Below are 24,926 nucleotides of genomic sequence, written 5' to 3' on the forward strand. Positions count from 1 at the left end.
CACCCGCCGCGGATGGACTCCCGCCCGCTGGGAGCAGTGGGCCGCGGACGACCTGGTACGCCGGCTCCTCCCCTGACCGGGGGACGGCCGGGCCCGGTGCCCGTACGGGCACACCGTACGACGACGGACACCGCACCCGTACGATGAGTCCATGGCCAGTGCCACCGAGACGACGAGCCGCCGCCCCGCCGGGCGCGGCTTGCTGTTGTTGGTACTGACGGTTCTGGCCGGTGTTCTGGCGATGCACGGTCTGGCGCCGGGCTCCATGACCGTGGCGCATGCCGACTCGCAGGTCCGGCATGGCGCTGTCGCGGACCACGGGGCTGCCGCCCACGAGGAAGCGCAGGACTGCGCACATACCGCCGACGGCGGGGCTGCCGGTCACATGAGCCACGCCGACGCGACCTGCGCGGCCGGCGGCATCAGCAGTCCGTACGCGCCCCCGCAGCCGGTTCCTGCGCCCGGCGTGTCCGACGCAGTCCTGGAACCGCCCAGCCGGGCCGGTGCGGACACCGCCTCCGGCCGCGCCCCGCCCGATCTGGCCGAACTGCAACTCCTGCGGATCTAGAGGCACCCGCACGGCACCCACTGCCCCGGCGTCGACCGGGGACGGTGCCGCGCTCCGTCACACGCCCTTCTTCCGTACCGACGCATGCCCTCACAGGGCTGCGCTTCAAGGAGTCGCACCACCATGACCAAGCACCGTTCGCTCATCCGTCGCACCGCCGCCGTGGCCGTCGCAGGCGCGGCGGCACTCGTCCTCGCCGCCTGTGGCTCGAACGACGAGGGCTCCACGAGCCCCGAGGCCCGCACCTCCGGCTCCCCGGCCGCATCGGCCTCCGCACCGCAGGGACAGCACGCCGCCGCCGACGCCGTCTTCGCCAAGGGCATGATCCCGCACCACCGCCAGGCCGTGGAGATGGCGGACCTCGCCGCCTCCCGGGCGGAGTCGCCCGAGGTGAAGAAGCTCGCCGAGGACATCAAGAAGGCCCAGGACCCGGAGATCCGGACCCTGTCGGGCTGGCTGACCTCCTGGGGCGAGGAAGTGCCTGCGGAGGGCGCCATGGATCACTCCATGCACGGCTCGGGCGGCATGATGACGGCCGAGGAGATGGCGAAGCTGGAGAGGTCCTCCGGCAAGGCGTTCGACACGGCTTTCATGGAATTGATGATCAAGCACCATGAGGGCGCCGTCGCCATGGCCAGGACCGAGCAGGCGGACGGGGCCCATGAGCCCGCCAAGAAGATGGCCGGGAACATCATCACCTCCCAGACCGCCGAGATCACGCAGATGAAGAAGCTGCTCGGCCGGAGCTGAGCACGACACAGCGGATGGGGGCGGGAAGGGGGCGTGCGCGCCTCCCGCCCGCCCCCATCGGGCTCGTCGCCGACGGGCGGGTGCGTGCGTGCGTGCGTGGGATTCGAGCAGTGGATCGCATCATGAGTGCGGAATACCCCCCGGGGGTACATGGTTCCCAATGTGGAGCCGGGCAAGCCGGACAGCATCGGACGGGAATGGGAGACGCACCATGGACCGCACCGCTCACCACACCAGCGCCACGCACGACCAGGCGGCGCACCACGGGCACGGGGACCACGGTCACGGGGACCACGGTCACGGGGACCACGGACACGGGCATCACGGGCACGGAGAGCACGGGCACGCGCATCACGGTCACGGGGAGCACGGGCACGGCGGCGCGTCCTGGGCCACCGCCGCCAAGGCGACGCTGCACTGCCTGACCGGCTGCGCCATGGGCGAGATCCTCGGCATGGTCATCGGCACCGCCCTCGCCTGGGGCAACGTGGAGACGATGGCCCTCGCCATCGCGCTGGCGTTCCTCTTCGGCTACTCGTTCACACTGTTCGCCGTGCGCCGGGCCGGTCTGGACTTCAAGTCCGCCGTCAAGGTGGCGCTCGCCGCCGACACCGTCTCGATCGCCGTGATGGAACTCGTCGACAACGGAATCATCGCCCTCGTCCCGGGCGCCATGGACGCCCACCTGAACGAGGCACTGTTCTGGTCGGCGCTGCTGGGCGGGTTCGCCGTGGCCTTCGTGATCACGACGCCGGTGAACAAGGGGATGATCGGCCGCGGCAGGGGGCACGCCGTGGTCCACGCCTACCACTGAGACGCAACCGCCTCCGGCGAAGCCCCCTCGGCGGTCACCGGGCCGCCGAAGCCCGCAAGGCGTGCCGCCTCATACCCGAGGAGCAGCCGAAGATCAGGGTCCACATCGTGACGAGTGCCACGGTGTGGGCCCTTTCACGAGGAAACGCCCCTCGCGTCCGAGCATGGGCTGACGGTTAGCCGAACAACGCGAAACGGGCCCTCACCAGGACTTTCGTCTCTGGCAGAGACCTGTCTGATCGTCTCATGGTCCTTCAATCCAGCCCTTTGCCAAGCGGTCCATAGTCGCGTACGCCTCGTTCTTGGGCATGTCCCCTGTAAGTGGTGTAGCCGTGCCGGGCTGATCTTCAGCTGGATAGATCCGGTCCATGCTGCCTTCGGGGAGGTAGCGGCGGGGAAGGTGATCCATTCGTCGTGCATCTCCGCTGGCAGAGGAGGGTGAGCATCACCCTGGCCGCGTCGTCGAATTGCGGCTTGGCCTGCTGATTGCCGGTGGCACGCCGAGCGCGTCCACCGCGTTGCTCGCCGTAGCGTTCCTGGGCCCGGGCGGCCTGGAGTGGGGCCAACTCTGCGCACATGTCGGCGAGTTGCGCGCTGTGCAGCCCGGTCAGCCGTGGGTCGGCCAGGCAGGCCAGGAGCACACGGCGCCGGTCGGCGACGCCATGCGCCTCGCCGATGGCGGGGCGAGCCTGCGCCGTGGCGGCTTTGGGTAGCAGGGTGTGGTTCCACTGGCCGTGGGTCTCGTGCTTGACCAGAGGCAGGGCGGCGAAGCGGTCTTTGCTGATCGCGATGCCGGTGGCGTAGTCGCCGCGGTCCATGTGAGCCTCGACGCGCAGCCCGCCCCGGGTGCGGGTGGCGGCGATCGTCTCGATGACGACGTCATGGCTGGTCAAGGGGCGTCCGCGCCGTTGTGGGTGATGTGGGAGAACAGCCGGTGCTCGATCTTGTTCCACTTCGAAGTGCCCGGAGGAAAGTGACAGACGGTGATCGCCAGGCCGATTTCGGCGGACAACGCGGCGAGTTCGCTCTTCCAGACCCGGTAGCGGTAGCCGTTGGAACCGCCGGCGTCCGAGGTGATCAGCAGCCGGGCGGCCTTGGGATAGTCGCTGTGGCCGCGGGCGGTCCACCAGCGGCGGATCGACTCGACAGCGAAGGTGGAGGTGTCGTGGTCGACGCCGACGTTGACCCAGCCGGTGTTGCGGGCGATGTCCGATCCCGTACGGGATGGCCTGCTCGACGTCGGGTCCGCTGAAGAAGAAGTGGTGGTCCTCGACCCGCACCGGCTCGCCCTTGGGCCGCCACTCGCGCCCGGACATGGGCAGGCGCCCGACCTGCTCGTGCTTCTTGGTGTCAACGCTGATCACCGGCTCACCTGCCGCCTGGTGCTGCTTGACCTGCTCATTGAGGTAGCGGAACTGGGTGTCGCGGTCGGGATGCTGGGCTCCTTCGAAGGTCTTGGCGTTGGCCTGCAGGCTGAAGCCTGCCTGTTCCAGCAGCCGGCCCACCGTCGGCGCGGAGACCGGGTGGCCTTGCCAAGTCAGTTCCTCGGCCAGGTGGCGTAGTGACTTCGTCGTCCAGCGCAGCGGGGATTCCGAATCGCCACGCTCATCGGGCTCGACCAGGGCCATCAGCGCGTTCACCAGGCCGGGTCGATTTCCTCGGCCGGTTCACGGCCTCCGCCTGCGGTGCGGATGCGCTCTCCGGGCAGCGGCCCGGCACCGGCTTCCAGTTCCGTGATCCCCCGACGCACGGTGGTCTCGCTGACGGCCGCTGCCCGGGCGGCGGCACGTACCCCGCCGTGGCCGAGTAGCCTCGCCTCGGCCGCCACCGCCAGACGCCGCTGCCGCTCGTTCAGATAAGGCAGCAACACCACGAAACGGCGGCCGAGTTGAGACAGCATCGCCTCCGTGATCGCCATACCAGGCCAACGAGCCACTGACCACGAAGCAACAGGTTGATTCGTGACGGCTCCAGTGAACGCGACACCTCTGGTAGCCGGCGCCGAGCATGACCTTACGCACGGCCTTGACCAGACCCGAGTGGTGGTCGGCGATGACCAGGCGGCCCCCGTTCAGACCCGTTTCGCGCAGGGAGCGCAGGAATTCGCTCCAGAACGCCTCGGTCTCGCTGTCGCCGACCATCAGTCCCAGTACTTCGCGTCCGCCGTCCTCGGTGATGCCGGTGGCGATGACCACGGTCCGGGAGATGATCTGGTGGTTCACCCGAGCCTTGCAGTACGTCGCGTCCAGGAAGATGCAGGGGAAGCGGGTGTGGTCCAGCGGCCGGGTGCGGAAGGCAGTGAGTTCCGTGTCCAGCCCAGCGCAATGCCGGGAGACCTCGCTCTGGAGATCCCGGTGTCCGCTCCCAGGACCCTGACCAGGTCGTCCACGCTGCGGGTGGACACCCCATGGACGTACGCCTCGACGATGACGGCGTAGAGGGCCCGGTCGATGCGGCGACGGCGTTCCAGCAGGCTGGGGAAGAAGCGGCCGGTGCGTACCTTGGGGATCGCCAGGTCCAGATCCCCGACCTAGCACCGCTACCCGGAGAGTTGCGCGATGGCCTCCTCATGACCAGGGGTTATGCGGAGATCGCTGCTACACCACTCGGCGGGACGCCATCCGTCTCGGCCCTTACGCCGCCTGCCGAAGGCATCGTGCAAGGCAAAGGTGGCTCTGAACTCGGCCACCTGCCACGGAGTGCCGGACCTTCGAGCGCGCCCACGCCATGCGTTCCACCCCCTTCCTCAGAAGACGCGGTGCTTCATCGCCGAGGATCTCGAACACCGGTGCTGCCTCGCACCGGCGGCGTCGCGGCCTGGAGGCGCTTGAATCCGCTTAGCATTGTGACCAAATGTGCAAGTCGGCGAATGAAGCGGTTGCAGGGCTCCGGATATACAGCGTGGTTCTGGCACAATGCGTGTATGGCACATGATGAGGTATCAGGAACCCGGCCCATAGGCATCGGCCTGGCGACAGGTATGTCGCTCGGGGTGATCATCGGACTGCTGCTCGGTCTCTACGTTCTCGACAACGTCGGCTTGGGCATGGGCCTGGGCATCGGTATCGGCAGCGCCATCGGCGTCGGTATCGGTACCGCCACGGCGCGCCGGTCTCGTCGCGTGCCTTCGTCAGGGACCTCCTGACCTCGTCGGCCGAGATCGGCAGCCGCGAGTGGGTAGCTAGCTGTCCGGGGTGCAAGCAAGAAGGAGTCGGTCCGCGGAGCGCGACGCCAGCTTACGGAGGAGGTCTGCGTCATTCTGGCCGCGCGGCCTGTCCACTGGCGAGAGGCCGAAGGCCGGCTGAATTCGTCCTGCGCGGGCGGATGAGGGGGCGAGGATACGGCTTCGGCTGGTCGTGCTTCGTTCGGTAGGTGTGCTGGTCAGGGCCCGGTAGTCTCGCGGGCGACGAATCGCTTGAGGCAGCGCATGATGTCCTTCTTGTTCAGCCCTTCCTTGGTGCGGCGTTCGACGTAGGCGCGGGTGCGTCCGTCGTAGCGCATACGGACCAGCACAATGGTGTGCAGGGCGTTGTTCGCTGCCCGGTCGCCGCCGCGGTTGAGGCGGTGGCGGTGGGTGCGGCCGGAGGAGGCCGGGATCGGCGCGACCCCGGCCAGATGCGCGAACGCCCCCTCCGAGCGCATGCGCTCGGGGTTGTCCCCGGCCGAGGCCAGCAGCTGGCCTGCGGTCTCCGGCCCGACACCGAACAGCTTCAGCAGCGCGGGGGCGGCCCGCTTGACCAGGGGGCCGATCTCGGCGTCGAGTTCGGCGATCTCGGTGTTCATGGCCTGGTGGCGGCGGGCCAGTCGCCGCAGCGACGCACGGATCGCGGCCAGCGGGCGGGACAGGTCATCGCCGGGCCGCAGCCGGGCGAGCGTGCGTATCAGGGCGGCCCGGTCCAGGCCGGCGACCTGTTCACGCAGCATCGCCGGGGCGGCGGACACCAGCAGGTTGCGGATCTGATTCATCGCCTGCGTACGGGCCTTGACGGCGCTGCAGCGGGCAACCCGCAGCACCCGCACGGCTTCGGCCACACCGTCCCGGCTCGTGGGGGACGCCAGTGGCCCGCCCAGAGGCCACCGCCGTCGCGGCGGCGTAGGCGTCGATCGGGTCGGACTTGCCTTTCATCCGGCGGGTCTTGCGGTCTGGTCGGTCGACATCGATGACTGTCACCCCGGCCGCAGTCAGGACCCGGGCGAGTTCGGCCCCGTAGGCGCCGGTGCCCTCGACCCCGACCGCCACGAGTGTGCCGCGTGAGCGCATCCAGTCCCGCAGCTCCCGGTAGCCACGGATGGTGGCCGGGAACTCCCGGTCTGCCACATGCCGGCCGAGCGGGTCGATCACGGCCGCGTGGTGCGTGAGGCCCTGGGTGTCGACTCCGCCGGTGATCTCCGGGCCGTCGTGCGTCATGCTGATCATGTCCGTCCTTGCCGCTTGTCCGAGCCGAGGGTGGCACGCGCCGGTCGGGCGGGTGGACAAGACAGTGACGGGGCTTCTGGACCAAGCTCCTGACTTGTTGAATCGACCCCAGGCGCCCGGTCTGCAGCCGTAGCGTCCAGGGTGTCGGTCGGCACGGGCCCGCAGTGCTCCTTGCCGCCTTCGGGCTGGCTCACTGATAGCGTGCCGCCGCCGGCCGACACCCGCGCGGTGTGGCTCGACAGAGGCATGAAGGTGACACGGTGACCATGAGGTCACAAACGCCCATCCGGCGGCGTGCGTGGTGGCCGCGCCGACGAGCCGACAAATCCGAAACAGGACAGTCCAGGACGTCAGTCAGAGGGCGAGTCAGGCTCATCAGCAGAACCACCAGTCACGTGATCACTGTCAGAGGACGATGTGCATGGCTCGTTGACCGGACGGTCCTTGGGTTAGGCGCCACAGCCCATCACCGCCGCAGGTTTGGCTACCCGTCACGACGACGGGCCGCACAGAAGGGCATGCGGCCCGTTGCCGAGTCAAGACGGCCTCTTACACCTAGGATCCCAGGTGGACCCGCCCTACCTCTTCACATAAAGGTGCATGAAAGGCGTGAAGGGGAGATCTCGGTGGCAGAGGTATGCAGTCCACTTACCCTCCTCGACACCGCTCCTGCCCACCGACTCGCAGGTCGCGGCCGGACCGAAGAAGCCCTCTCGAGTGAAGCCCGCGGGGGGTGTCCAGAGACTCGTGGAATCGGCTAGGGGCCGCTGTGCAGATCCGCTGTTGGTGCTGCCCGACGCGGCGAATGCCGGCGAAGCGCCAACGGCAAGAATGACGGCAAGGATCGTGCCGACTGCTGTTTTCTGAACTGAACGGTTCATATGGATTCCCTTCATGGGCGACGCCGAGGCGTTCCTCGGGCGTGCAGTTCCGCTGTCAAAGTGCAATGGTGGTTCTTGACCGATTGCCAGCTGCCTCGCTCTGCCACTGACGGAAGAGGCGAGACCGGCGGCCCTCGGCAGTAGCGGACAGCGGACCGGTCCGAGACCTTCTGCTCGTTCAATGCCGGTGATCCGCTGGATGTCCTCACCCAAGTCGTCTTCCGTCCGGCTCGGTGAGCGAGTCTCCGGAGGGAGGACGGCGGGTCTGGCTGTGCATGGGCCTGCGGGTGGCGCTGGGTCGTGCCGTTAGCAGGAGGTACGCACGGCCGCCCCGGTTCGCCATCGACGCATGGGCCATCTAACTGGCCCCCCTCCTCAATGCCGCAGCTATCCGATAGGTGCAGCAGCCACACAGTCCCTTTGACGGTTTTTCACACAGTGGCCATGACCCCGAGCAGGGCTTCTTCCCGTGGAAGTATCCCGAGCCGGTTGCACATCATGTGTGTCTGATGAAATATCAGGTGACCGGCGCTGTATTGCACCTGTCTGGTTGAAGCCTTCTCCAGGTACCTGGCCAGGATCTGCGTCCACCTCTCTGCGCGGGCTCGTATGCCTGGGTCGAGGTCCATCTCGGCGGCCCTGGCGTTGATTCCCCTGCCATCCGCCTCGGCGGCGGCCCGCAGGTGGCCACGGAGTGTTTCCGCCTGGCGGCCGGCGTCATGCGTCCACCAGGCGAGGTGCCGTTCCCAGAACTGGGCGGTGTCGACGCTCTCGTCGTGCGCGTTCAACGCGGCGGCGGAGGCGCGCAGGAGTAGTACACCAAAGGCGGCTCGGTCCGGGTGGCGGGGAAGGTGACCGGCCCACAAGGCGATTTCGCTGGAGTGTTGGAAGACCTCTTCGGCGAGCTCGACGCCGACTGGGCCGCCATACTTGTTCTCCTCCGCTTCGTAGAGCGAGACTTCGGCTCCGGAATGGCGTCCGCTGAATGGCCGAAGTTCGAGCGGCACCAGGGACTCTCTGCGTGGGGCGGGCTCGCGGGCGAGCATGGTGAGTTTGCGGTCGAGCTGGGGAAGGCTCCGGTGGAGCCGGTCCACGGTGTCCCGTGGCCCGCGGACCCGCAGTCGGAGGTGGGGGCCTTTCCAGTCGGTGTACTGGATGAAGAACCACCGGTCGACGCCGTGGTCCGCCGCCAGCTCTACGAGCGGTGGCAGGCACCGGGTGACCGCCGGATCCAGATGATCGAGCCCACCGGGGTAGAGGCGCACGTACCACCAGTCGGGTTCGAGGAAAGGATTGTTCACGGTCCTGCCTTCGTACTCTGGGCCTCCGCCTCGCCACTGCGGCAGGCTTCCGGTGCGGGACGTTCCCAGCGGAAGAGCGAGACGTGCTCGGCCGCCCTGTGCCGGCCGCCGCTGTCACGCAGCCAGTAGGCGGTGCGGTCGGGGCACGCTTCGGAGAGCCGGACGGCTTTCGCGCCCTTGGCCCTCCCGACGTGGTGTGCCGCCGCCCAGACCGCATGCGGGCTGCGGAAGGAGAGCCAGAGGGGCTTCCCTTGGGAGGAGACCGCCACTGGCGGCCACGAGGACGCCTCGACGGACAGGAATACTTCGTCCGGCAGCCCGTGACCGACTCGCCACTCGTGCACACGCCGGAAGAACCCCGACGGCGGCTCACCCTTGGCGGGCGCAGGCAGCACGTCCGGGGCGAACCGCCACGTACGACGTCCGAGTACCAGGCGCTGGTGGGTCTTGCGTGGGATCACTTCGATGTCCTCGCCGGCGGGTGGCGGAGGAGTATCGACGGGGTTCGTCGTGCAGCACAGGCGTGATCCGTTGACCCAGGGGTCCGCGAGGCACAGCAGGAGGCGTGCGACGCCGGGGACCAGATGCTGCGGTACGACCCCCAGGTAGACGGGGGCGAGGGCCATGCCCGACGGGTCTGTGAACTCCAGCGTGTCCGTGACAGGGCAGTGCCTCATGGCTGTGACCGCTTCCCCGCGGGGGGCTTCGTTCGCGTGGGACGGCTCGGCCGGCCAGTGGATCGGCGGGAGGACACCGTCGGCCGCGTGGTGCATCCCGTTTACGTCGCCGGACAGTGTGACCTGGTGCGGCGCCGCATGCGGGAACAGGTCGGCGATCCATGCCCGTAGCTGGTGCGTGAGTCCGGCCTGTTCGGGCGCCAGGCGGTCCAGTCCGTGGCGGAATCGTGCGAGCAGCCCACCGATCCCAGAGTTGTACTGGTTCACCACGAGCAGGTGGTCGCCCCGGCGGATGTCCTCAGTGGTGCCCGCCGCAATCTGGTACAGGACCGCAGTCGTGGGAGGCGCGCTGCTGACGGACACGGGGAGCCATGCCCGATCGGTGGGACGTCCTGATTCGGCGTGGTCTTTCTGCAGGGCACGGTAGAGGTTGCCGTCGAAGCCCGGGGCCGAAGCGACCGCCCATAGGAACGCCAACATGTCCGGGCAGTGCCCTCCGGGGCCGTACCGGGCCACGAACTCGTCCCGCAGCCAGTCATAGAGGTGCGAACGGAAGACGTAGGGGCGGATGATCCGGCCCAGTTCGGCCAGGTCTTCCCGGATCGGCCCGGTCGGCAGGTTCAGCGGGACGTCGGACACGGCGTCCTCATACACGGCGTAGCGCACGGAGGGCCGCGGGTCGCCGTCCGGGAAAGAGCGGATCTGGGCTGCCAGCGCGTCCACGGTACGGGCACGCTCGTTGCCGGACAGCAGGTGCAGGCCAGCCGCCCCTTTATCCAGCCGATCCAGCAGCGCGCCGGTGCGATGGGCGACCGGGTCGACAAGGCCCCCGAGGTTTTGGGCGAGGGCGCGCAGAGGGCGTTGCTCCGTCGGGGACCAGGGCAGGACGAGGCGAAGCAGGCCGGTGTCGAGCAGCCTCAGGAAGCCACCGAACGCGTCGCCGCCGATGCGCGCAAGGACCTCGGCGATCGTCATGCGGGGCCACGTGGCGAGCTCGCCGATCAGCCGACGGTAACAGGTGGCGTCGACGAGGAAGTCAGTGCGCCAAGCGGCGTCGCCGGGTCCTCCGTAGGCGGGCGTCAGCAGGTAAGGGCGGCCGTCCACATGGCGCGTCGACCGGTTGGGTTCCACCTGGAGGGCATCGGCGAAACGCTCGTCCCGCGCCAGCGCGTCCAGCCAGGCATGGACATGCCGCTGGTCGACATAGCTGTGGCCCGTTCCGTCCGCGTCCCGGCCTCCCAGGGCGAGGGCCGTCAGCCGGGAGAAGGGGCTGGTCTTCACCGCTGCGCGGGAGACGTAGCCGAGCACCGACCGGGCCGCCTTGCTGTGCGGTTCCAGCGGCTTGGACGTCAGATGGTTCAGCAACTGGGGGCTGGCCTGGGCGAGGCCCTGAGTGAAGACGCGCTCGGACAGGACGTCCCGAAGGCGCTCGGTGGCCTTGGCGGTCTCCTCCTCGTAGAGGGCGTCGGTCCGTGCCCTCAGCGTGGTGAGTTCGTTCATGCCGTCGAGCCACTGGGCCAGCGCACGGCTTGCTGTGTCGTCCAGTCGTTCGCACAGGCTGCGGACGACGTCTTGCGGCAGCTGTACCGGTCGGCCGTTGTGCACGCGGCGACGCAGGTCGAGGGCGGCACGGCGCAGGCGAGGGGCGTGCTCGAGCGCGGGAACGGCAGCGTGCAGGGCATCGCTCACGGGTCCGGCCAGTCCAGCGAGCCGCTGAGCGCATGCACTCTCCCGGCGCAGGGATTCCGTGGTGCGGAGGAGGGCGAGGTCCAGTGCTTCCACAGGGAGCTGGTTGATGCGGTGCACCATGCAGGGTGAGATGACAGGGCTCGGGCCGGTAAGAGCTGGGGATGGACTGGCGTGTGGGGTGAGTGTCCGCGGCGCGGGCGGCGGCAGAGTCATCCGATCAGCCCTCCGATGAGGTGCCACCACCACGTCAGGATCACCCCGGCCATGAACACTCCGTAGAGCGCGCACAGGATGCCGAAAGCGCAGTAGCCGACTCGCTTGGGCTTGCTGCTCACGAGCAGGTGGCTCGGCAGGGGCGCCCTGGTGATCAGGTGGACGAGGAATGCGAAGGACCGGCCACGGAGGTTGACGGAGCCCATGGCGGACTCCAGGGCGTGGTACCCGTCCGAGGGGAGCAGCGGGTTGAGGTTCACAATCATGAGCAGCACCTGCAGCTGCAGGAGGGCGCCGGCCACGTCATGCACGGGTCCGGTGGTGTTGAGCAGGACCAGGCCGGTGATTCCCGCCCAAATGGCGTCGCTCATGGGACCGGCGAGGGCGATGAGGGCCCGGGGTGCCCTGCCCTTGACCCGATAGGCGTCCGTGCGGTCCACGTACGCCACGGGCATGACGTAGAGCATGAGGGTGATGCCGGCTTCCCGGACCGGGACCCGCAGGGACTGGCACACCAGGGCGTGGGCCAGCTCGTGGACGGCGATCTGCAGGATGAGCAGGAGTGCCGCGAGGCCCGACCATGCCGTGTAGTCGGGCAGGCTGCGGGTGGCCAGGGCATATCCGGCCGTGGCCAGTCCCGCACATGTGAGCAGGATCCACAAACCCACTACCACGGGCACGGGCAGCTTCTGGAGCACCTTGGTGACAGGTTCGAGCAGTACGTGTACGGAACGGGTCAGCGCCTTGCGCGGCATCTTCTGCCGCAGCGAGTACTTCAAGACCCGTTCCCGGCGTGTCTCTCCCTGCGGGTCGAGGGTGAGCACCCCGGCTTGTCGAATCTCGGTCAGGAATCGCACGACGGCGGTCTCGACGCGCTCCGGATCGGCGGACGACGAGGCTGCCACTCGCCGGACGACGTCCCGGGCGGTGGACTTGCCGTCGACGAGGGACAGAATGACCGTGCCGGCCTTGGACACGGCGACGTACTTGCCGGTATCGGAGTCGAAGAGCAGAGGACGCCCGTCCAGGCCGTCCGTGAGTTCGATGGTGTCCCTGAGAGTCAGCGGCTCGGTGTCGAGCCACGCGGTGTCCCGCCCGCTCACCTCCCCGGTCACCGGTTCGCTGCTTCGGGGCGAGGCTCCCTGCTGGGGCTCGGCCTCGGCAGGTGATCGCATGCGGGGCCTCCTGACGGGATAATGCTGGGGCCGCTGCCCGGCCGGCACTCTGAGCCAGTGCCGGCCGGGCAGCGCGTTTTCATCCTGGAATCAGCGGATCGGTGATCAGCCGGCCGAGGAGGCGGAGCTGGCGGTGCCGAAGCAGGCCGCCGGGCAGCTGGCCGAAGCCGCGGTGCCGAAAGAGGCGGCGGTGCCCAGCAGGGAGCTGTCGCCGAGCGTCTCGACCGTCATGTCCTCGACGGACAGGTCGATGATCATCGCGTCCTGGAGTTCGGTCGCGTTCATGATGGTTGTCCCTTTCATCTGATGGATGCCGGCCGCATCGCCGATGAGGCCGTGGTTTTGATCAACCCGACGAGGAGGCGCTGCCGCCGGTCGAGGCGGTGGAGCCCGGGCAGGTGGCGCTGCCGAACGTGCCAATCGAGCCCCACGTTCCGAGCAGGGCAGCGTTGTCGAGGACCTCGGCGGTCAGCTCGCTGGTGATGTCCTCGGCGAACAGGTCGAGGTTCGTGGTCTCTCCCACGGGATGTCCTTTCGTAAAGGGGTGTCTGGGACGACGGGTCAGCCCTGGGAGCTGGCCGTCCCGCTGGTGGCGACGGTGGAACCGAGCAGGCAGCCGAAGGTGCCGACGGTGGCGACCGACGCCAGCGAGGAGTCGGTGGGCAGCGCGTCGACCGTCAGGGACGTGGTGTCCTCGGCGAAAAGGTCGATGATGAGCTCGGTCTCGTTGGGCATGACGCCCTCCATTCATGTGTGGTGGTTGAGCGGTGGCCGCCCGGGCGGGAGCCATCGCATGACCGCACCCTGGTGGGGGCGCGGAGTCTGGTGTCGTGCGCCTCGTGGTGCCGGGCGTCACTCGCCGACCGGGTGGCCGCAGGCGAATGCGAGGAGCTGGGCGCTGCGGTATCCGTCGACCGGGACAAGCGGTTTGAGGGCGGACGAGAGGAAGCCCGCGAAGATGCTTCCCACGAGTCCGCGGTCCAGGGCGGTGAGCCAGGCGGTGTGGGCCGCAGCCCCGGCGCGGGTGAGCAACAGCCGGTGGCCGTGTTCGCCGTGGCGGTCCAGGGAGGCCGCCAGGGGCCCACACACCATGACGATTGCGGGTGCGTGCGCGAATTCCAGCTGGAGCACCAGTTCCTCGGCCGCGTCGCCGGCGGGAAGGTCGGCCAGCCGGACGAATTCGCTGCGGGCCGACGAGTACAGGTAGATCCCCACGGGCAGTCCGGTCACGTCCCGTGCGGCGACGAGGAATTCGAGCTCGGCCCCCGCGTCATGGTCGGGCCAGGCATCCCGGTCGAAGGAGGCAGCGCGCTCGACAACCGCGGCCAGCTCCTCGACGGCAATGGGCGTCGGAGCGTAGGTGCGGGTGGACGCGCGACGCCGCAGCAGGGATTCCAAGGGCTCTTCGCTCGCGGGTGCACCTTCGGCGGCGACCCGGTCGTGACGCTCGTCGGCCGCCGCACGGAGCAGCCCGCCCAGTTCCGGGGCCGGTTCGTCGAGGGCTGTACGCAGAGCCTCCGCGTCGAGCCGCGAGCGCAGCTGCAGCTGCCGCATGAGGCCGTTGTGGTCGAGCAGCGCAGGGAGCGGTGACATCGTCTGCAAGGTCAGTCCTCGTCTCTGGTGGAGGGACGCAGTTCCAGCACGCCGGTGACGGGTTCTGCGTCCAGGTCGAGGTCGAAGGCGGTGGCCAGGGTCGTGTCGTCCCACCGGTCCAGCGGCCTGGCCCGCAGGCCGAAGGAGCGGGACACGTGAGCGAGCTGTGCGACGGCCACACCGGCATCAAGGTGCACGATGCGCCACGCGAAGGTGGAGTACTTCGACGCCACACGAGCCAGGGAGCCGGTGAGGACGAGCGTCACCGCCGCGTCGTTGCCTTGCAGCCGCGCGAGGTCCACGGCGTCGGGCAGGCGCGCCAGCCGGTGGGCAGCCGAGTCGTAGCCCCAGACGCCCGCGGGTACTCCCTCGACGTCCCTGACCACGACGTGCGCGGTGACGGAGCCCAGGTTGCCTCCGGTGGGCGCCCACCGGGGGACGCTGGGCCCCGGCCTCGGGTCCTCACGCCGCCCGGCGGCAAGCAGAAGAAGGGATGCCAGCTCCGAGAGACCGACACTTCCGCGGGCCGGGTCCCCCATCGGCTCCAGGGGCGCCTGTGGGTGGACCCCCGTCCGGGGCAGTTCGATCGTACGGGCGCTGGGCCACCGCTTGCTCTCGTGCTGGAGGGCGATGTTGCCGGGCTTGTAGTGCATCTGATGGTCGCGCGGATTGAGCAGCTTCCTCGGCGGGAAGGCGACCGACGTCTCGAAGGCGAGAGCGAGCGGCACATCAGCGGCGGTAAGCGTGGACCGGGCGTCCGTACGTTCCGGCACGGGCGCCGTGACGTACATGTCCTGGCGCCATGAGTCCAGGTCGGTCCGCACCATGCCGCGCAGCACGGACACCGACCCGACCCGGCTTGCGATAGCCGTCACCTGCGCGGCGACCAGGGCTGTGGCCATGCTGCGCACGGCAGTGTCATCGGCCTCGGAATCCCGGCTCGTTGCCGGACTTTGCGCGCTGCGCTGACGGTCGGCGTCGTCGAAAGAGACGGTGAACTCGGGGTCGATGTAAGGGCCGATGTCCAGAGTTCCGCCGTCGAGGTGCACGGGAAGCAGCGGGACGCCACGGGTGGCACACCACCGGGCTGGCTCCCCCAGGTCGGTCCGGCCGTCCTCGTCGATGGCGACGACGAGGTCCGGAGTGCCTTCGGCCACACCTGGCACCAGTTCGACCTGAGCGAATCCGTTGTGCAGCAGACTGTCCCGGAGCCCGGCGCCGACGTCGCCGCCGGCCACGATGACGACGTGCGTGCTGCTCAGCCGTCGCATCGCCTCGGCTGCGCTGCGGTTGACGCGGGTGGAGTCCAGGCTGCGCGACCAGAACACCGCCGAGGGGCCGTCTGCCGCGCTCTCGTCGACGGGGGCGGCGCCCTCCTCCAGAAGCCCGCAGGTGTAGAGCAGGGCGACGACCTGTTCCACGTGCTGAACGGGCACGTTCGCCTGCTCCGCCACCCCCGGCACGTCCCTCGTGCCGTCGAGAAGGGGCAGCACCCGCGGGATCAGCTCGCGGGTCGCGGCACCCCTCAGGATCTGCCGGGTGGGACCGCCTTCGAGGAGGATCCCGTCGGCGAAGGGCACGACCACCAGGCCGCGGCACAGGGCCGGGCGGACCGGGGCGTTGAACTGAGGGTCCTGCGCCACTGCGCGGCGCATCTCTTCAGCGGATATGAGCTTGCTGTCGGCCAAGGCACTACCTCACTGGCGAGCGGACGTCGACGGCACGGCCTGCGGCCCGCCCTGGGGGGTGGGCGCCGCCCCGTCGTCGAGGGGGATCAGCAGGGGTGTCAGATCCCGGGCGAGGCCCGCCCAGGTGGAATCGGCCTGCTCGGCCGGGGAGCGGCGGCACCGGTCGCACGCGTGGACACCGACGACGCGCCCGCCGGAAAGGTGCTGTTCCAGCACCTGCCAGTGGCGAACGGTTCCGGCGAAGCGCTCGCCGTCCCCGGACTCGACGCGCCGCAGCAGGTCCAGGGCCATACCGGCGGCCATGTCCACGTGGTGGGGCAGGAAGCCCACCGGGCCCGAGTCGGGAGCGGCGTCGTAGTGCGCGTGCAGCGCCGCGGTGTGCGCCGCGTCCCGTTCGTGCTGGGCCCTCCGCTTGAGGAAGCAGCGGTAGCAGGCTCCGGCACCGGGCACGATCAGCGGTCCCACGCGCAGCCGGGGATGCTCGGCGACGACGGGGAACCACGGGGTGCCCCAGTCGGCGGACCGGGCGTCAAGTGTTTCGGCCAGCTTCGGTGTCTCCCGCCAGGAGGCAAGGATGCGCAGGTCCGCGTCGGGCCAGCCTGCGGAGACCTCCAGCGAGCTGGTCCGGTACGAGGAGATCGCGAGGTCGCTGTGTTCACGACGCAGCCGGTCGGCGATGGCCGTACCGAACTCACCGACGGCGAGTACGTGGACCTTGGTCATTGACTTCCCATTCATGAACATGGCCAGGTTCAGTGGCTCATCAGGCGAAGGGCTGGGGGTGCGGGTTGATCTCCGCCTCGTCGCGCACGGGGTGGCCCATGCGGGCCGGAGCTTCGTACAGCCGCGGGTGCGCCAGATAGCGGGCGCGGTGAGTGAACGACAGAGGCATCAACTGCGGGATGATGACGCGCACGACACGGAATCCGACGTCACGCGCCTCGTCCGTCGTACATTCCACGGCAATCACGTCGCAGCCGGCGTCCTTCAGCCGTTGCACCAGCAGGGTCAGATCGCGGCCGCTGTCGCCCGTGGTGAGGGTTGCCAGCTCGCTGAAGGGACGGCGGGCGTCGCCTTCCAGAAGGAAGGCGAAGTCCGCACGCCGCTCCGGGCGGCCCATGTACGCGGCGCCGTGAAAGACGTGCAGGAAGTCGTCCACCGACGAGGGAATCTCGCGGGGCACCTGCATGGCGATTCGCGACGACGCCGACTCTCGAATGATCTTGGCGACGCTATCGACGGGGTCCAGGCTGGTGTTGCACATGACCATCTGGCCCAGCACCTCGTTGTGCGGCGAGAGGTCGACCGAGTACACCGTCGGAATGCCGAGGTCTGTGGTGGCGTCGAAGAAGACGGTCTCCACAAGACTGTTGCGCGACTTCTGAAGGAAAGGCGCCAGGTTCTCCGGCACCACGTCGAAGTCGATCCGCGGCAGGGCAAGGCGCTGGTACCACGTCAGAGCGATGGCATCCCGCTCCACCACCTCGCACACCGCATTCACCAGAGCCTGCGCGAGATCGGTGTGCGTGGCGCATCCCGTCGAGATCGGGTTCGTGTAGCGCTCTCCCCTCGACAGCGGAGGAACGTGCATCCACACTCCCACCGCGGGCACCCACTGGGGCGTTCGACGGGTGAGGGACCAGCCGCGTACCCAGCGCATCGGCGCTTTGGTGTCGACGTCGACTGTCAGGGCCTTGGGGTGGGCCAGCTCCGCCGGGGAGCATCGGGGCAGCGTGGTCAGGTCCATGGCGTCGTCGCCGAGCTCCTCCGCCGTCGCCCAGATCACGTTCTCCGGCTGAACCACGGAGGTGGCGTAGCGCTCCAGTGCCTCGGCCACGCTGAGCCTGGCTGCCCGCTCGGGATCGACCGCGCCTCCGGCACCGTCCATCTCGCCGCGGGCGCTGCGGCCACGAGTCGACTCGGCAATGTTGTCACTGACTTGGGCGAGGTCGCCCAGCGAAGCGGAGAAGATCGGGAATCGGGGATCCCCGGCGTGGTTGGGCAGGCGATGCGTCCGCTCCACCAGACCGTAGGGGCCCACCAGCTCGTCGAGGTCGGTGAGCTTGCCGAGGCCGGCCTGCAACGCGGGTGCGTTCATCGGTCTTCTCCCTGGTCCCATCGGAACAGGCGGGCGGCGAGCCCGCCGAGTACTGCCGTCGCGGCCACGAGGACCAACCAGTCGACGGTGAGGCTGTGCACGGCGGCGGCCTCGTTGAGGTCGTGGTTGAGCGCGTCCACCAGGTAGGTCGTGGGCAGCGTCTCGGAGACGGTCGTGAGTGCGGACGGCAGCATGCTCAGGGGCAGGAACAGCCCGCTCAAGAAGAGGACTACCGGCATCAGGAGGCCGAGGAGGCCGTTGGCCACCTCTGCGTTACGCAGCCGGGCCGCGATCAGGTAGCCGAACGCGAAGAGCATGAGGGCGCCGAGCATGCCCGTTGTCATCAACCGCACCGTGTCTGCGAGCGGCACGAAGTCCATGGCAACGGCCACCGTCCCCAGGGCCACGAGCTGGACGACGACGAGGGCGAGCCGGACCGGTGCCTGGGCGAGCACGAACGTCAGCCGGCTCAGCGGAGTGGTCCCGAGTAGCCGGAGCGTTCCGCGCGTCCTCAGCGCGATCAACGGCGTGGCGGTGCCGAAGAAGGCCGTGGACATCAGCGACATGAGCAGGCCCGTGGGCAGTGCCGCCTTGAGCGGATCGAAAGGAGCTCCGCCGTCAGGTGTGCGGAAGTCCATGCGCGCTTCGTCGACACCGTTGTCGGCGAGGGCGGAACGGATCCCGCTCAGCACACCGAACCTGGACGGCTCGATGACGACCGTGGCCTCCTGTCCCTCGACTCGCACGATCGCGTCGTAACCGGCCAGGTCACCGGCCGCGGGCGGCTCCGCCTTCTTCCACGGTTCCGCGTGGAATCCGTCGACCTTCCCCAGCGTTGCGACAGCCGCCTTCTGGTCCGGCGAGGGCGCTACGGCGATCTGGTAGGACCCGCCGGCGGTCAGCACGCCCAGTCCCAGGAACATGGCGAGGAAGAGCACCGGGAAGAGCACGGTGAAGAAGGCGGTCTTGCCGTCGCGGAACAGTTCCCGCGAGTTGGTCTTGACCATCTCGCGGAACACCGAGGACGACCCGCTCATCCGTTTCCCTCCTTCCTTGTGCCGGCCGCCTCTTCGGGGCGGGAGTTCTCCGATGCGAGGCTCCGGAACACTGCTTCGAGCCCGCCCCTGCTGATGTCGAGACCGGCGGCGGCCAACTGCTCGTCTGCCGCCACGCGGCGCAGCGTCACATCCGGGTCGGACGTCTGCAGCTGGACGGTCCGGTGGCCGTCGGCCACCGGACCGACGTCGACCGCTGTCACTCCCGGCAGGGAGCGAAGTGCTCCGAGGTCTGTCCGTGCCGGGGTCGTGAAGGTCACGGTGCTGGAGGAGGCCAGGGCCGACACCAGCCGCGCGGGTGTGTCGCAGGCGGCGATGCGGCCGCCCACGAGCACCGCGACGCGATCGCACAGCTCTGTGGCCTCGTTCATGTCGTGGGTGGTGAGCAGGACCGTGCCGCCGGCCTCGCGCTGCTTCCGGATGACGTCCCACAGGTGTTCCTTGGCCTGCGGATCGAGTCCGGCGGCAGGCTCGTCCAGTACGAGGAAACGCGGCCGGCCGATCACCGTGACGGCTAGGAGCAGCCTGCGAGCCTGGCCCCCTGACAGCGCCTTGACGCGCTGGTACGCCTCGCTCAGGAGGCCCACTCGTTCCAGGACATCGTCGATGTTGTCATGTTCCCCATAGAAGGAGGCCCAAAGGGTGACCGTCTCCCGGACCGTCAGCTGCGGGAACAGTGCCGCCTCCTGGGGCTGCACCGCCATGATGCGCCGCAGTTCGGGCGCTGAGGGTGCGTGTCCCAGAACTTCCACCGAGCCCGCGGTCGGGCGACGTAGACCGGTCAGGCACTCCAAGAGGGTGGTTTTACCCGCTCCATTCGGCCCGAGCAGTCCAAACACTTCCCCATTACGCACGTCGAAGCTCACCGAATCCAGCGCTCTTCGACTTCCGTAATGCTTGGAGAGTTCATCAAGGACTGCGACCTTGTCGTCGCCAATTACGGATTCCATATGCTCTCTGATCTTCGACAAGAGACGGATCCTGCTTATTACTGCGCGTCAACATCCCGCAGGCATGCCAATCTCAGCGTGCGCCATGGGACCACGCACCCCATTTTCTGGGCCTCACCCAATGCGTGAAACAGCATTAGCCGGGCGAGGACGTGGCCAGACAAGCCGTGACCGGAAATGAGGTGAACAGCACACGTCAACGCGCATAGCGCTGACTATTGGGCTCAGGAATGAAAGGCTGGACGATGCACGGCGCGGCACTTCTCGCCCATCGCTTCAGCGGCGACGCCTATTCTGTGTGAGATTCCGTCACGACAGGACGCGCGGTGAATACACGTAGTGCAATGTGCGCAGCAGGGCGCACGCCATAGTGGTAGTCCACTGTTGAAATTCCCCCGTGTTGCGGTCGGTGGACCTGCAGGCCCACTCAGGAGCCCGTTGGTCTTCGCGCTCCTGCATACATCTTGCACGCGAAGGTGATCATGCGCAAGCGATCTTTTCGCCGCCTTAACAGAAACTTTCGGTCGCCGTGTCCAGAACGCACTCACAGCGCTCAAGCGGTCATCCATCTCGGCGAAAGAGTTGTCAACACCACCGCAAGAGCGGCTGTCGATGTACGCAACACCCACCCGGACTCCTCAGACAAGCGACACATCCCCGTCCGGCAACCAGCCTTCCCAGTAGCCGTCCACGAGATCGAGCAACTGGGCGGGGGGCGACAAGCCCCTCGCCGCACCGGAGATCCCGGGATGACCACCAGCGCGCTTCGGGGTGCTGCCGGCGGACCCGCTCACGACGTACAAGGCGCGCGAACTGCTGGCGGCGCTTGCGCAGTTGGCGCTCTTCTGCGACGGCGAGGGCCTGCCCGCCGGTGCGGAGGTGCGACTGAGAAAGTGTTGGGTAACTGACCAGCTTCTGGTCGGTGTTCTTCATGGCTTCAGAGTCCGCGAAGATCACCGACATGTGTGTCTGCACGTTCAAGCCCGCCTATGACACGTTGTTGACGGATGGCCAGTGGGCGCTGATCGGGCCGCTGCTGCCGCAGCGGGACCCTCGCCGGGGCGGTCGGCCGTTGAAGTTCCCGCGTCGGCTCATCATCGACACGATGCTGTATGTCCTGGGCAGCGGCTGCGCCTGGCGGCTGGTTCCGCACGACCTGGCCCCGTGGGACGCCGCCTACCGGTGGTTTCACGCGTGGAGCGCGGACGGCACCTGGGGCCGTGTCCACGACGCGCTGCGTGATCAGGTCCGCCGGGCTGACGGACGGGACCCGCAGCCGTCCGCCGCGGTGCTGGACCCAGTCCGCAAAGACCAGCGAAGGCGGGGAAGCCGTCGGATACGACGCGGGCAAGCGGGTGCGGGGCCGCAAGCGCCACCTGCTGGTGGACACCTGCGGCCTGGTCCTCCTCCGCATCCGTCCAGGACCGGGCCAGAGCCAAGCGCGTCCTGAACAGGATACGGACGCTGTTTCCGCAGGTGGGACTGGTCTGGGTGGACGGTGGCTACGTCAACGTCGTCGATTCCCGGCTGGTCGACTGGGCCGCGGAGACGGAGAACGTGGAGATCGTCGCGGTGCCGCGCAACGCCGACGTGAAAGGCTTCCAGGTACTGCCCCGCAGGTGGACGGAACGTGTGCTCCAGGTCGAAGCGGCGAGGAAGGACTGCCACCAGCGGTCGATATCCGTGCCGGTGGCACCGGTGGCCGAGCACCACACGGCGTACAGCGCGCCGTGCCCGCGCTGGTGCTCAACCGCCAGCGAAAGCTCGACCAGCGTCTTCACCGGTCCATCCGTGCACAGCACGGCGTCCGTGAGCTCGAAGAGTGCGTCCTGGGGGGCGTAGAGGCATTCGTAGAACTCGACCCGAAAGCGGGACCACAGGCCCAATGCCTCGCCTGCGAGGGCGTCGACGGGGAGACTCATAGGCAGCGGCCGTTCTCTCGTGCTTCGTTACTCGACATCTCGAAGCGTGGAGAACGGCCGCCTCTGCTGTCACGGGAAGAACCGCAGATCAGCAGGTCGGGTGACCTGCGAGCCGAGATGGTGGAGCAGTACGCCGCGCACAGGCCCATGCCCGAGCTCGCCGTCCACCGTGGCTTCGGCGAGAACGAGCCGCTTTCACGGCCGGGCCGGGACCTTGTCTGGCTCGACCGCGTCGACGGAGACAAGGCGCCTCACATCGCCGTCCGGGTGGCGCAGATCCTCGGGCGTCGGATCCGCATCGTCGGGCCGGTCTTCTCAAACGCCCACGTCAGCAGGCGCTCCCGGATCTTCGCGGCCGACCACGTCGAATGGGTGGGGGAGCTCGGAGGACGCGACAAGAGCGCTGCATTCGGTGAGGCCTCGGGTCTTCGTGTACGCGTACGCCCGCCACTACGTGGAGGCGGGCGCGGCCGTCTTCGGAGAGTCCCTGCGCGCCGGCACTCCCGTGGCCTGCCTTTCCTGGCGCGAGGGAACCTGTGCTCAAGCTGCCTTGTGCGACCGCAGCGGCGCCGTGGCGGGCCGTCGATGACGAGACCGCCGCCCGGGCGCTCGCAGACGCCATCCTCGACGCCGAAGAGGTCGACCACGCCGAGGTGCAGGCCGTCGGGCTGCGCCGCTTCGACCCGAGGCGCCACTTCGAGGCCCTCGCTGAGCGCGAACATACCCGGCATCCTCCGCAGCGTCCTGGGACCCGGTGGGAATTCACCCTCTACGGCGATGACCTCACCATCGAGAACCCGCAGCGCGGCACCCCGTACCGGCCCCCGGGCCAACGTCTGCCCTGGGCCGAACTACTCAACAGGCTCGAAGGAGCCTTCGCCGACATCGGGGTCCCGCGTGCCGAATGCCTACCCATCCGGGGGCCGTGAGACGGAGTTGACCATCTCCGCCGTCCAGGCCCTGGACCCCTACCTCAAGGACCGTCGCGGCGTCCCTTACCGGCAGGGGTTCCTGCAGCTGGCGCACACCAACCGCCGGAAGATCAAGAAATGGGCGGAGCCCCTCGCCCTGGGCGGCCATCGCCCGTGCAAGCGCGCCCACCACCGGCGCAGGACCAAGCCACTGGGCAGGTGGACCCCCACCGGCTACCTCGCACCGACCGGCTAGCGACCGGCGCGAGTCGCACTCTTTGAAGATCAACAGAAGATCGGGGCCCACATCGTGACAAGAGCCATGATGTGGGCTCTTTCACGTAATACAGCCCACAGTGGTCGTTAAGTACAAGATCGATATGGCGACCGAGCCCCGCCGGACAACGACAAACGGGCCCTCACCAGGACTTTCGTCTCTGGCGAGAACCCGTTTCGTCGGTTTCTCATGGTGCGCGAGGGGGGAGTTGAACCCCCACGCCCTTGCGGGCACTGGAACCTGAATCCAGCGCGTCTGCCTATTCCGCCACCCGCGCATTGGGTGTGTCCTCCGGCCCCTCACCTCTTCGGCGCGGCGCCTTCCGACATCCAGAACATTAGCACGTCACGAGGGGTGCCCTCACATCCCTTGTTTCCCGGCCGTCCGAGAGGGAACGAGTGCGGCGGTTCACCCACTCCTCCAGAGTGCTGCCGGTGTGCGGGACACTGTCCACAGGCCACCTCTACGATCCGTGTGAGAGGTGACACCCGTCCACAGGGCAGAGAAGGGGAACCAGCCGATTTCCCGACGCGTGGATACGATCAGTAAGCAGTATCAGGACGACATCGACGGAGGAGGTGCCCCATGGGAGTTCTGAAGCGTTTCGAGCAGCGTCTCGAAGGTCTGGTCAACGGCACCTTCGCGAAGGTCTTCAAGTCCGAGGTCCAGCCCGTCGAGATCGCCGGCGCCCTCCAGCGCGAGTGCGACAACAACGCCACGATCTGGAACCGCGAGCGGACCGTCGTCCCCAACGACTTCATCGTCGAGCTCAGCGCCCCCGACTACGAGCGCCTCAGCCCGTACTCGGGGCAGCTCGGCGACGAGCTCGCCGGCCTGGTCCGCGACTACGCCAAGCAGCAGCGGTACACCTTCATGGGTCCGATCAAGGTCAATCTGCAGAAGGCGGACGACCTCGACACCGGCCTGTACCGGGTGCGCAGCCGCACGCTGGCGTCCAGCACGTCGCAGGCGCCCCCGGGCGGCGGCCAGAACGCGCAGCGGGCGCCCCAGGGGGGATACGGATACCCTCCGGCGGGGGCTCCGCCCATGCCCGCCGGACCGCCTCCGGGCGCCGGCCCCGGCCCGGCGCCGGGCGGACAGGTCCGGCGCTGGATCGAGATCAACGGCACCCGCCACCAGATCTCCCGCCCGACCATGGTGCTGGGCCGCAGCACCGACGCCGACGTGCGGATCGACGACCCCGGCGTATCCCGCCGGCACTGCGAGATCCGGACCGGAACGCCCTCGACGATCCAGGATCTCGGGTCCACCAACGGCATCGTGGTGGACGGGCAGCACACCACCCGCGCTACGCTCCGCGACGGCTCGCGGATCGTCGTGGGCAGCACAACCATCGTTTACCGGCAAGCCGAAGGGTGAAGCGGGGGCAATGTCAGAGCTGACCCTGACGGTCATGCGGCTGGGTTTCCTGGCCGTTCTGTGGCTGTTCGTCATCGTGGCCGTCCAGGTCATCAGGAGCGACCTGTTCGGCACGCGCGTCACGCAGCGCGGCTCGCGCCGCTCCGCGGCCGACGCCCGGCCGCAGCAGAGCGGGCGTGCCGCGGCGCCCCCGCAGCAGCGCCAGCGCCGCGGAGCCCCGAGCAAGCTGGTCGTCTCCGAGGGCACCCTCACCGGCACCACGGTCACGCTCCAGGGCCAGACCATCACGCTGGGCCGGGCGCACGACTCGACGATCGTCCTCGACGACGACTACGCGTCGAGCAGGCACGCCAGGATCTACCCGGACCGGGACGGCAATTGGATCGTCGAGGATCTCGGGTCCACCAACGGCACGTATCTCGACCGGACCCGGCTCACCACCCCGACCCCGATTCCGCTGGGCGCGCCGATCCGCATCGGCAAGACCGTCATCGAGCTGCGGAAGTAGTACGACAATGAGCGAGCGGAGCGAGCGAGCCGCCGCGGATCCCGCATCGGGTCCGCGCCG

The 24,926-nt window shown here is 68.6% G+C and carries 21 protein-coding genes, 1 tRNA gene and 4 pseudogenes; 9 read left to right on the forward strand and 17 right to left on the reverse strand.

The genetic code is table 11. From position 1 onward, the window contains the following. Positions 1 to 151 precede the first annotated feature (151 nt). The 3 genes from ACZ4Z5_RS03380 to ACZ4Z5_RS03390 all read left to right on the forward strand — a co-directional run bounded on the left by ACZ4Z5_RS03380 (position 152) and on the right by ACZ4Z5_RS03390 (position 2,132). On the forward strand, positions 152 to 568 hold the full coding sequence (locus ACZ4Z5_RS03380; RefSeq protein ID WP_468255959.1) for a DUF6153 family protein: 417 nt from the start codon (positions 152 to 154) through the stop codon (positions 566 to 568). A 123-nt stretch (positions 569 to 691) separates the two neighbouring features. Continuing rightward, positions 692 to 1,318, forward strand: coding sequence for a DUF305 domain-containing protein (locus tag ACZ4Z5_RS03385; protein ID WP_468255961.1), 627 nt, complete (start codon positions 692 to 694; stop codon positions 1,316 to 1,318). 211 nt (positions 1,319 to 1,529) lie between these two features. Beyond that, a complete protein-coding gene (locus ACZ4Z5_RS03390; protein WP_468255964.1) occupies positions 1,530 to 2,132 on the forward strand; it encodes a DUF4396 domain-containing protein in 603 nt (200 codons plus the stop codon). A 700-nt stretch (positions 2,133 to 2,832) separates the two neighbouring features. Here ACZ4Z5_RS03390 and ACZ4Z5_RS03395 read toward each other — a convergent pair. Both ACZ4Z5_RS03395 and ACZ4Z5_RS03400 read right to left on the reverse strand, forming a co-directional pair. Further along, positions 2,833 to 4,049 (reverse strand): annotated as a pseudogene (locus tag ACZ4Z5_RS03395) (ISAzo13 family transposase); the annotation flags it as partial. 43 nt (positions 4,050 to 4,092) lie between these two features. Further along, positions 4,093 to 4,658: pseudogene (locus tag ACZ4Z5_RS03400) on the reverse strand (IS256 family transposase); the annotation flags it as partial. 396 nt (positions 4,659 to 5,054) lie between these two features. Between ACZ4Z5_RS03400 and ACZ4Z5_RS03405 the strand changes: the two are divergent. Next, a complete protein-coding gene (locus ACZ4Z5_RS03405; protein WP_468255967.1) occupies positions 5,055 to 5,276 on the forward strand; it encodes a hypothetical protein in 222 nt (73 codons plus the stop codon). A 236-nt stretch (positions 5,277 to 5,512) separates the two neighbouring features. Here the strand turns inward: ACZ4Z5_RS03405 and ACZ4Z5_RS03410 are convergent. From ACZ4Z5_RS03410 to ACZ4Z5_RS03470, 13 genes and pseudogenes are all read right to left on the reverse strand, one after another. Further along, a pseudogene (locus ACZ4Z5_RS03410) lies at positions 5,513 to 6,539 on the reverse strand (IS110 family RNA-guided transposase). Between the two features lie 1,321 nt (positions 6,540 to 7,860). Continuing rightward, positions 7,861 to 8,730, reverse strand: a complete 870-nt coding sequence (locus ACZ4Z5_RS03415) for a lantibiotic dehydratase C-terminal domain-containing protein (RefSeq protein ID WP_468255969.1) — start codon at positions 8,728 to 8,730, stop codon at positions 7,861 to 7,863. Then, positions 8,727 to 11,216, reverse strand: a complete 2,490-nt coding sequence (locus ACZ4Z5_RS03420) for a hypothetical protein (protein WP_468255972.1) — start codon at positions 11,214 to 11,216, stop codon at positions 8,727 to 8,729. The genes ACZ4Z5_RS03415 and ACZ4Z5_RS03420 overlap by 4 nt, the downstream gene beginning before the upstream one ends. An 89-nt stretch (positions 11,217 to 11,305) precedes the next feature. Next, entirely contained in the window at positions 11,306 to 12,484 is a 1,179-nt protein-coding gene (locus ACZ4Z5_RS03425) for a PqqD family peptide modification chaperone (protein WP_468255975.1), read from the reverse strand. Between the two features lie 105 nt (positions 12,485 to 12,589). Further along, the gene (locus ACZ4Z5_RS03430) at positions 12,590 to 12,769 is read right to left on the reverse strand and encodes a thiocillin family RiPP (RefSeq protein WP_461706388.1); all 180 of its coding nucleotides are present in this window, start codon (positions 12,767 to 12,769) and stop codon (positions 12,590 to 12,592) included. A gap of 61 nt (positions 12,770 to 12,830) precedes the next feature. Further along, positions 12,831 to 13,007, reverse strand: a complete 177-nt coding sequence (locus tag ACZ4Z5_RS03435; protein ID WP_468255978.1) for a thiocillin family RiPP — start codon at positions 13,005 to 13,007, stop codon at positions 12,831 to 12,833. Positions 13,008 to 13,045: 38 nt separating this feature from the next. Further along, positions 13,046 to 13,219 carry a thiocillin family RiPP gene (locus tag ACZ4Z5_RS03440; RefSeq protein ID WP_468255981.1) on the reverse strand — a complete coding sequence of 58 codons (174 nt, stop codon included), beginning with the start codon at positions 13,217 to 13,219 and terminating at the stop codon, positions 13,046 to 13,048. Positions 13,220 to 13,336: 117 nt separating this feature from the next. Next, a complete protein-coding gene (locus ACZ4Z5_RS03445) occupies positions 13,337 to 14,077 on the reverse strand; it encodes a nitroreductase family protein (RefSeq protein WP_468255984.1) in 741 nt (246 codons plus the stop codon). An 11-nt stretch (positions 14,078 to 14,088) separates the two neighbouring features. Continuing rightward, positions 14,089 to 15,765: a nitroreductase family protein gene (locus ACZ4Z5_RS03450; RefSeq protein WP_468255987.1), complete on the reverse strand. Its 1,677-nt coding sequence runs from the start codon at positions 15,763 to 15,765 to the stop codon at positions 14,089 to 14,091. Positions 15,766 to 15,774: 9 nt separating this feature from the next. Next, positions 15,775 to 16,503, reverse strand: coding sequence for a TOMM precursor leader peptide-binding protein (locus tag ACZ4Z5_RS03455; protein WP_468255990.1), 729 nt, complete (start codon positions 16,501 to 16,503; stop codon positions 15,775 to 15,777). Positions 16,504 to 16,528: 25 nt separating this feature from the next. Then, positions 16,529 to 17,863 carry a YcaO-like family protein gene (locus tag ACZ4Z5_RS03460; protein WP_468255993.1) on the reverse strand — a complete coding sequence of 445 codons (1,335 nt, stop codon included), beginning with the start codon at positions 17,861 to 17,863 and terminating at the stop codon, positions 16,529 to 16,531. Then, a complete protein-coding gene (locus tag ACZ4Z5_RS03465; RefSeq protein WP_468255996.1) occupies positions 17,860 to 18,900 on the reverse strand; it encodes an ABC transporter permease in 1,041 nt (346 codons plus the stop codon). The genes ACZ4Z5_RS03460 and ACZ4Z5_RS03465 overlap by 4 nt, the downstream gene beginning before the upstream one ends. After that, a complete protein-coding gene (locus tag ACZ4Z5_RS03470; protein ID WP_468256000.1) occupies positions 18,897 to 19,889 on the reverse strand; it encodes an ABC transporter ATP-binding protein in 993 nt (330 codons plus the stop codon). Before ACZ4Z5_RS03470 ends, ACZ4Z5_RS03465 begins: the two co-directional genes overlap by 4 nt. A 940-nt stretch (positions 19,890 to 20,829) precedes the next feature. Here ACZ4Z5_RS03470 and ACZ4Z5_RS03475 point away from each other — a divergent pair. Next, complete coding sequence (locus ACZ4Z5_RS03475; protein WP_468256609.1) at positions 20,830 to 21,318, forward strand: transposase; 489 nt, start codon at positions 20,830 to 20,832, stop codon at positions 21,316 to 21,318. A gap of 265 nt (positions 21,319 to 21,583) precedes the next feature. Here ACZ4Z5_RS03475 and ACZ4Z5_RS03480 read toward each other — a convergent pair. Next, positions 21,584 to 21,790: pseudogene (locus tag ACZ4Z5_RS03480) on the reverse strand (NF041680 family putative transposase); the annotation flags it as partial. A gap of 536 nt (positions 21,791 to 22,326) precedes the next feature. On the opposite strand from ACZ4Z5_RS03480, the gene ACZ4Z5_RS03485 reads away from it, so the two are divergent. Next, positions 22,327 to 22,719 carry a hypothetical protein gene (locus ACZ4Z5_RS03485; protein WP_468256003.1) on the forward strand — a complete coding sequence of 131 codons (393 nt, stop codon included), beginning with the start codon at positions 22,327 to 22,329 and terminating at the stop codon, positions 22,717 to 22,719. A gap of 7 nt (positions 22,720 to 22,726) precedes the next feature. Beyond that, complete coding sequence (locus ACZ4Z5_RS03490) at positions 22,727 to 22,957, forward strand: hypothetical protein (protein ID WP_468256006.1); 231 nt, start codon at positions 22,727 to 22,729, stop codon at positions 22,955 to 22,957. Between the two features lie 211 nt (positions 22,958 to 23,168). Here the strand turns inward: ACZ4Z5_RS03490 and ACZ4Z5_RS03495 are convergent. After that, positions 23,169 to 23,255: transfer RNA gene (locus tag ACZ4Z5_RS03495), tRNA-Leu, on the reverse strand. Between the two features lie 308 nt (positions 23,256 to 23,563). Between ACZ4Z5_RS03495 and ACZ4Z5_RS03500 the strand changes: the two genes are divergently transcribed. After that, entirely contained in the window at positions 23,564 to 24,358 is a 795-nt protein-coding gene (locus ACZ4Z5_RS03500) for an FhaA domain-containing protein (RefSeq protein ID WP_468256009.1), read from the forward strand. A gap of 10 nt (positions 24,359 to 24,368) precedes the next feature. Continuing rightward, positions 24,369 to 24,866, forward strand: coding sequence for an FHA domain-containing protein FhaB/FipA (locus ACZ4Z5_RS03505; RefSeq protein ID WP_468256012.1), 498 nt, complete (start codon positions 24,369 to 24,371; stop codon positions 24,864 to 24,866). Positions 24,867 to 24,926 lie beyond the last annotated feature (60 nt).

This window comes from Streptomyces sp. NPDC030222 (assembly GCF_055573115.1).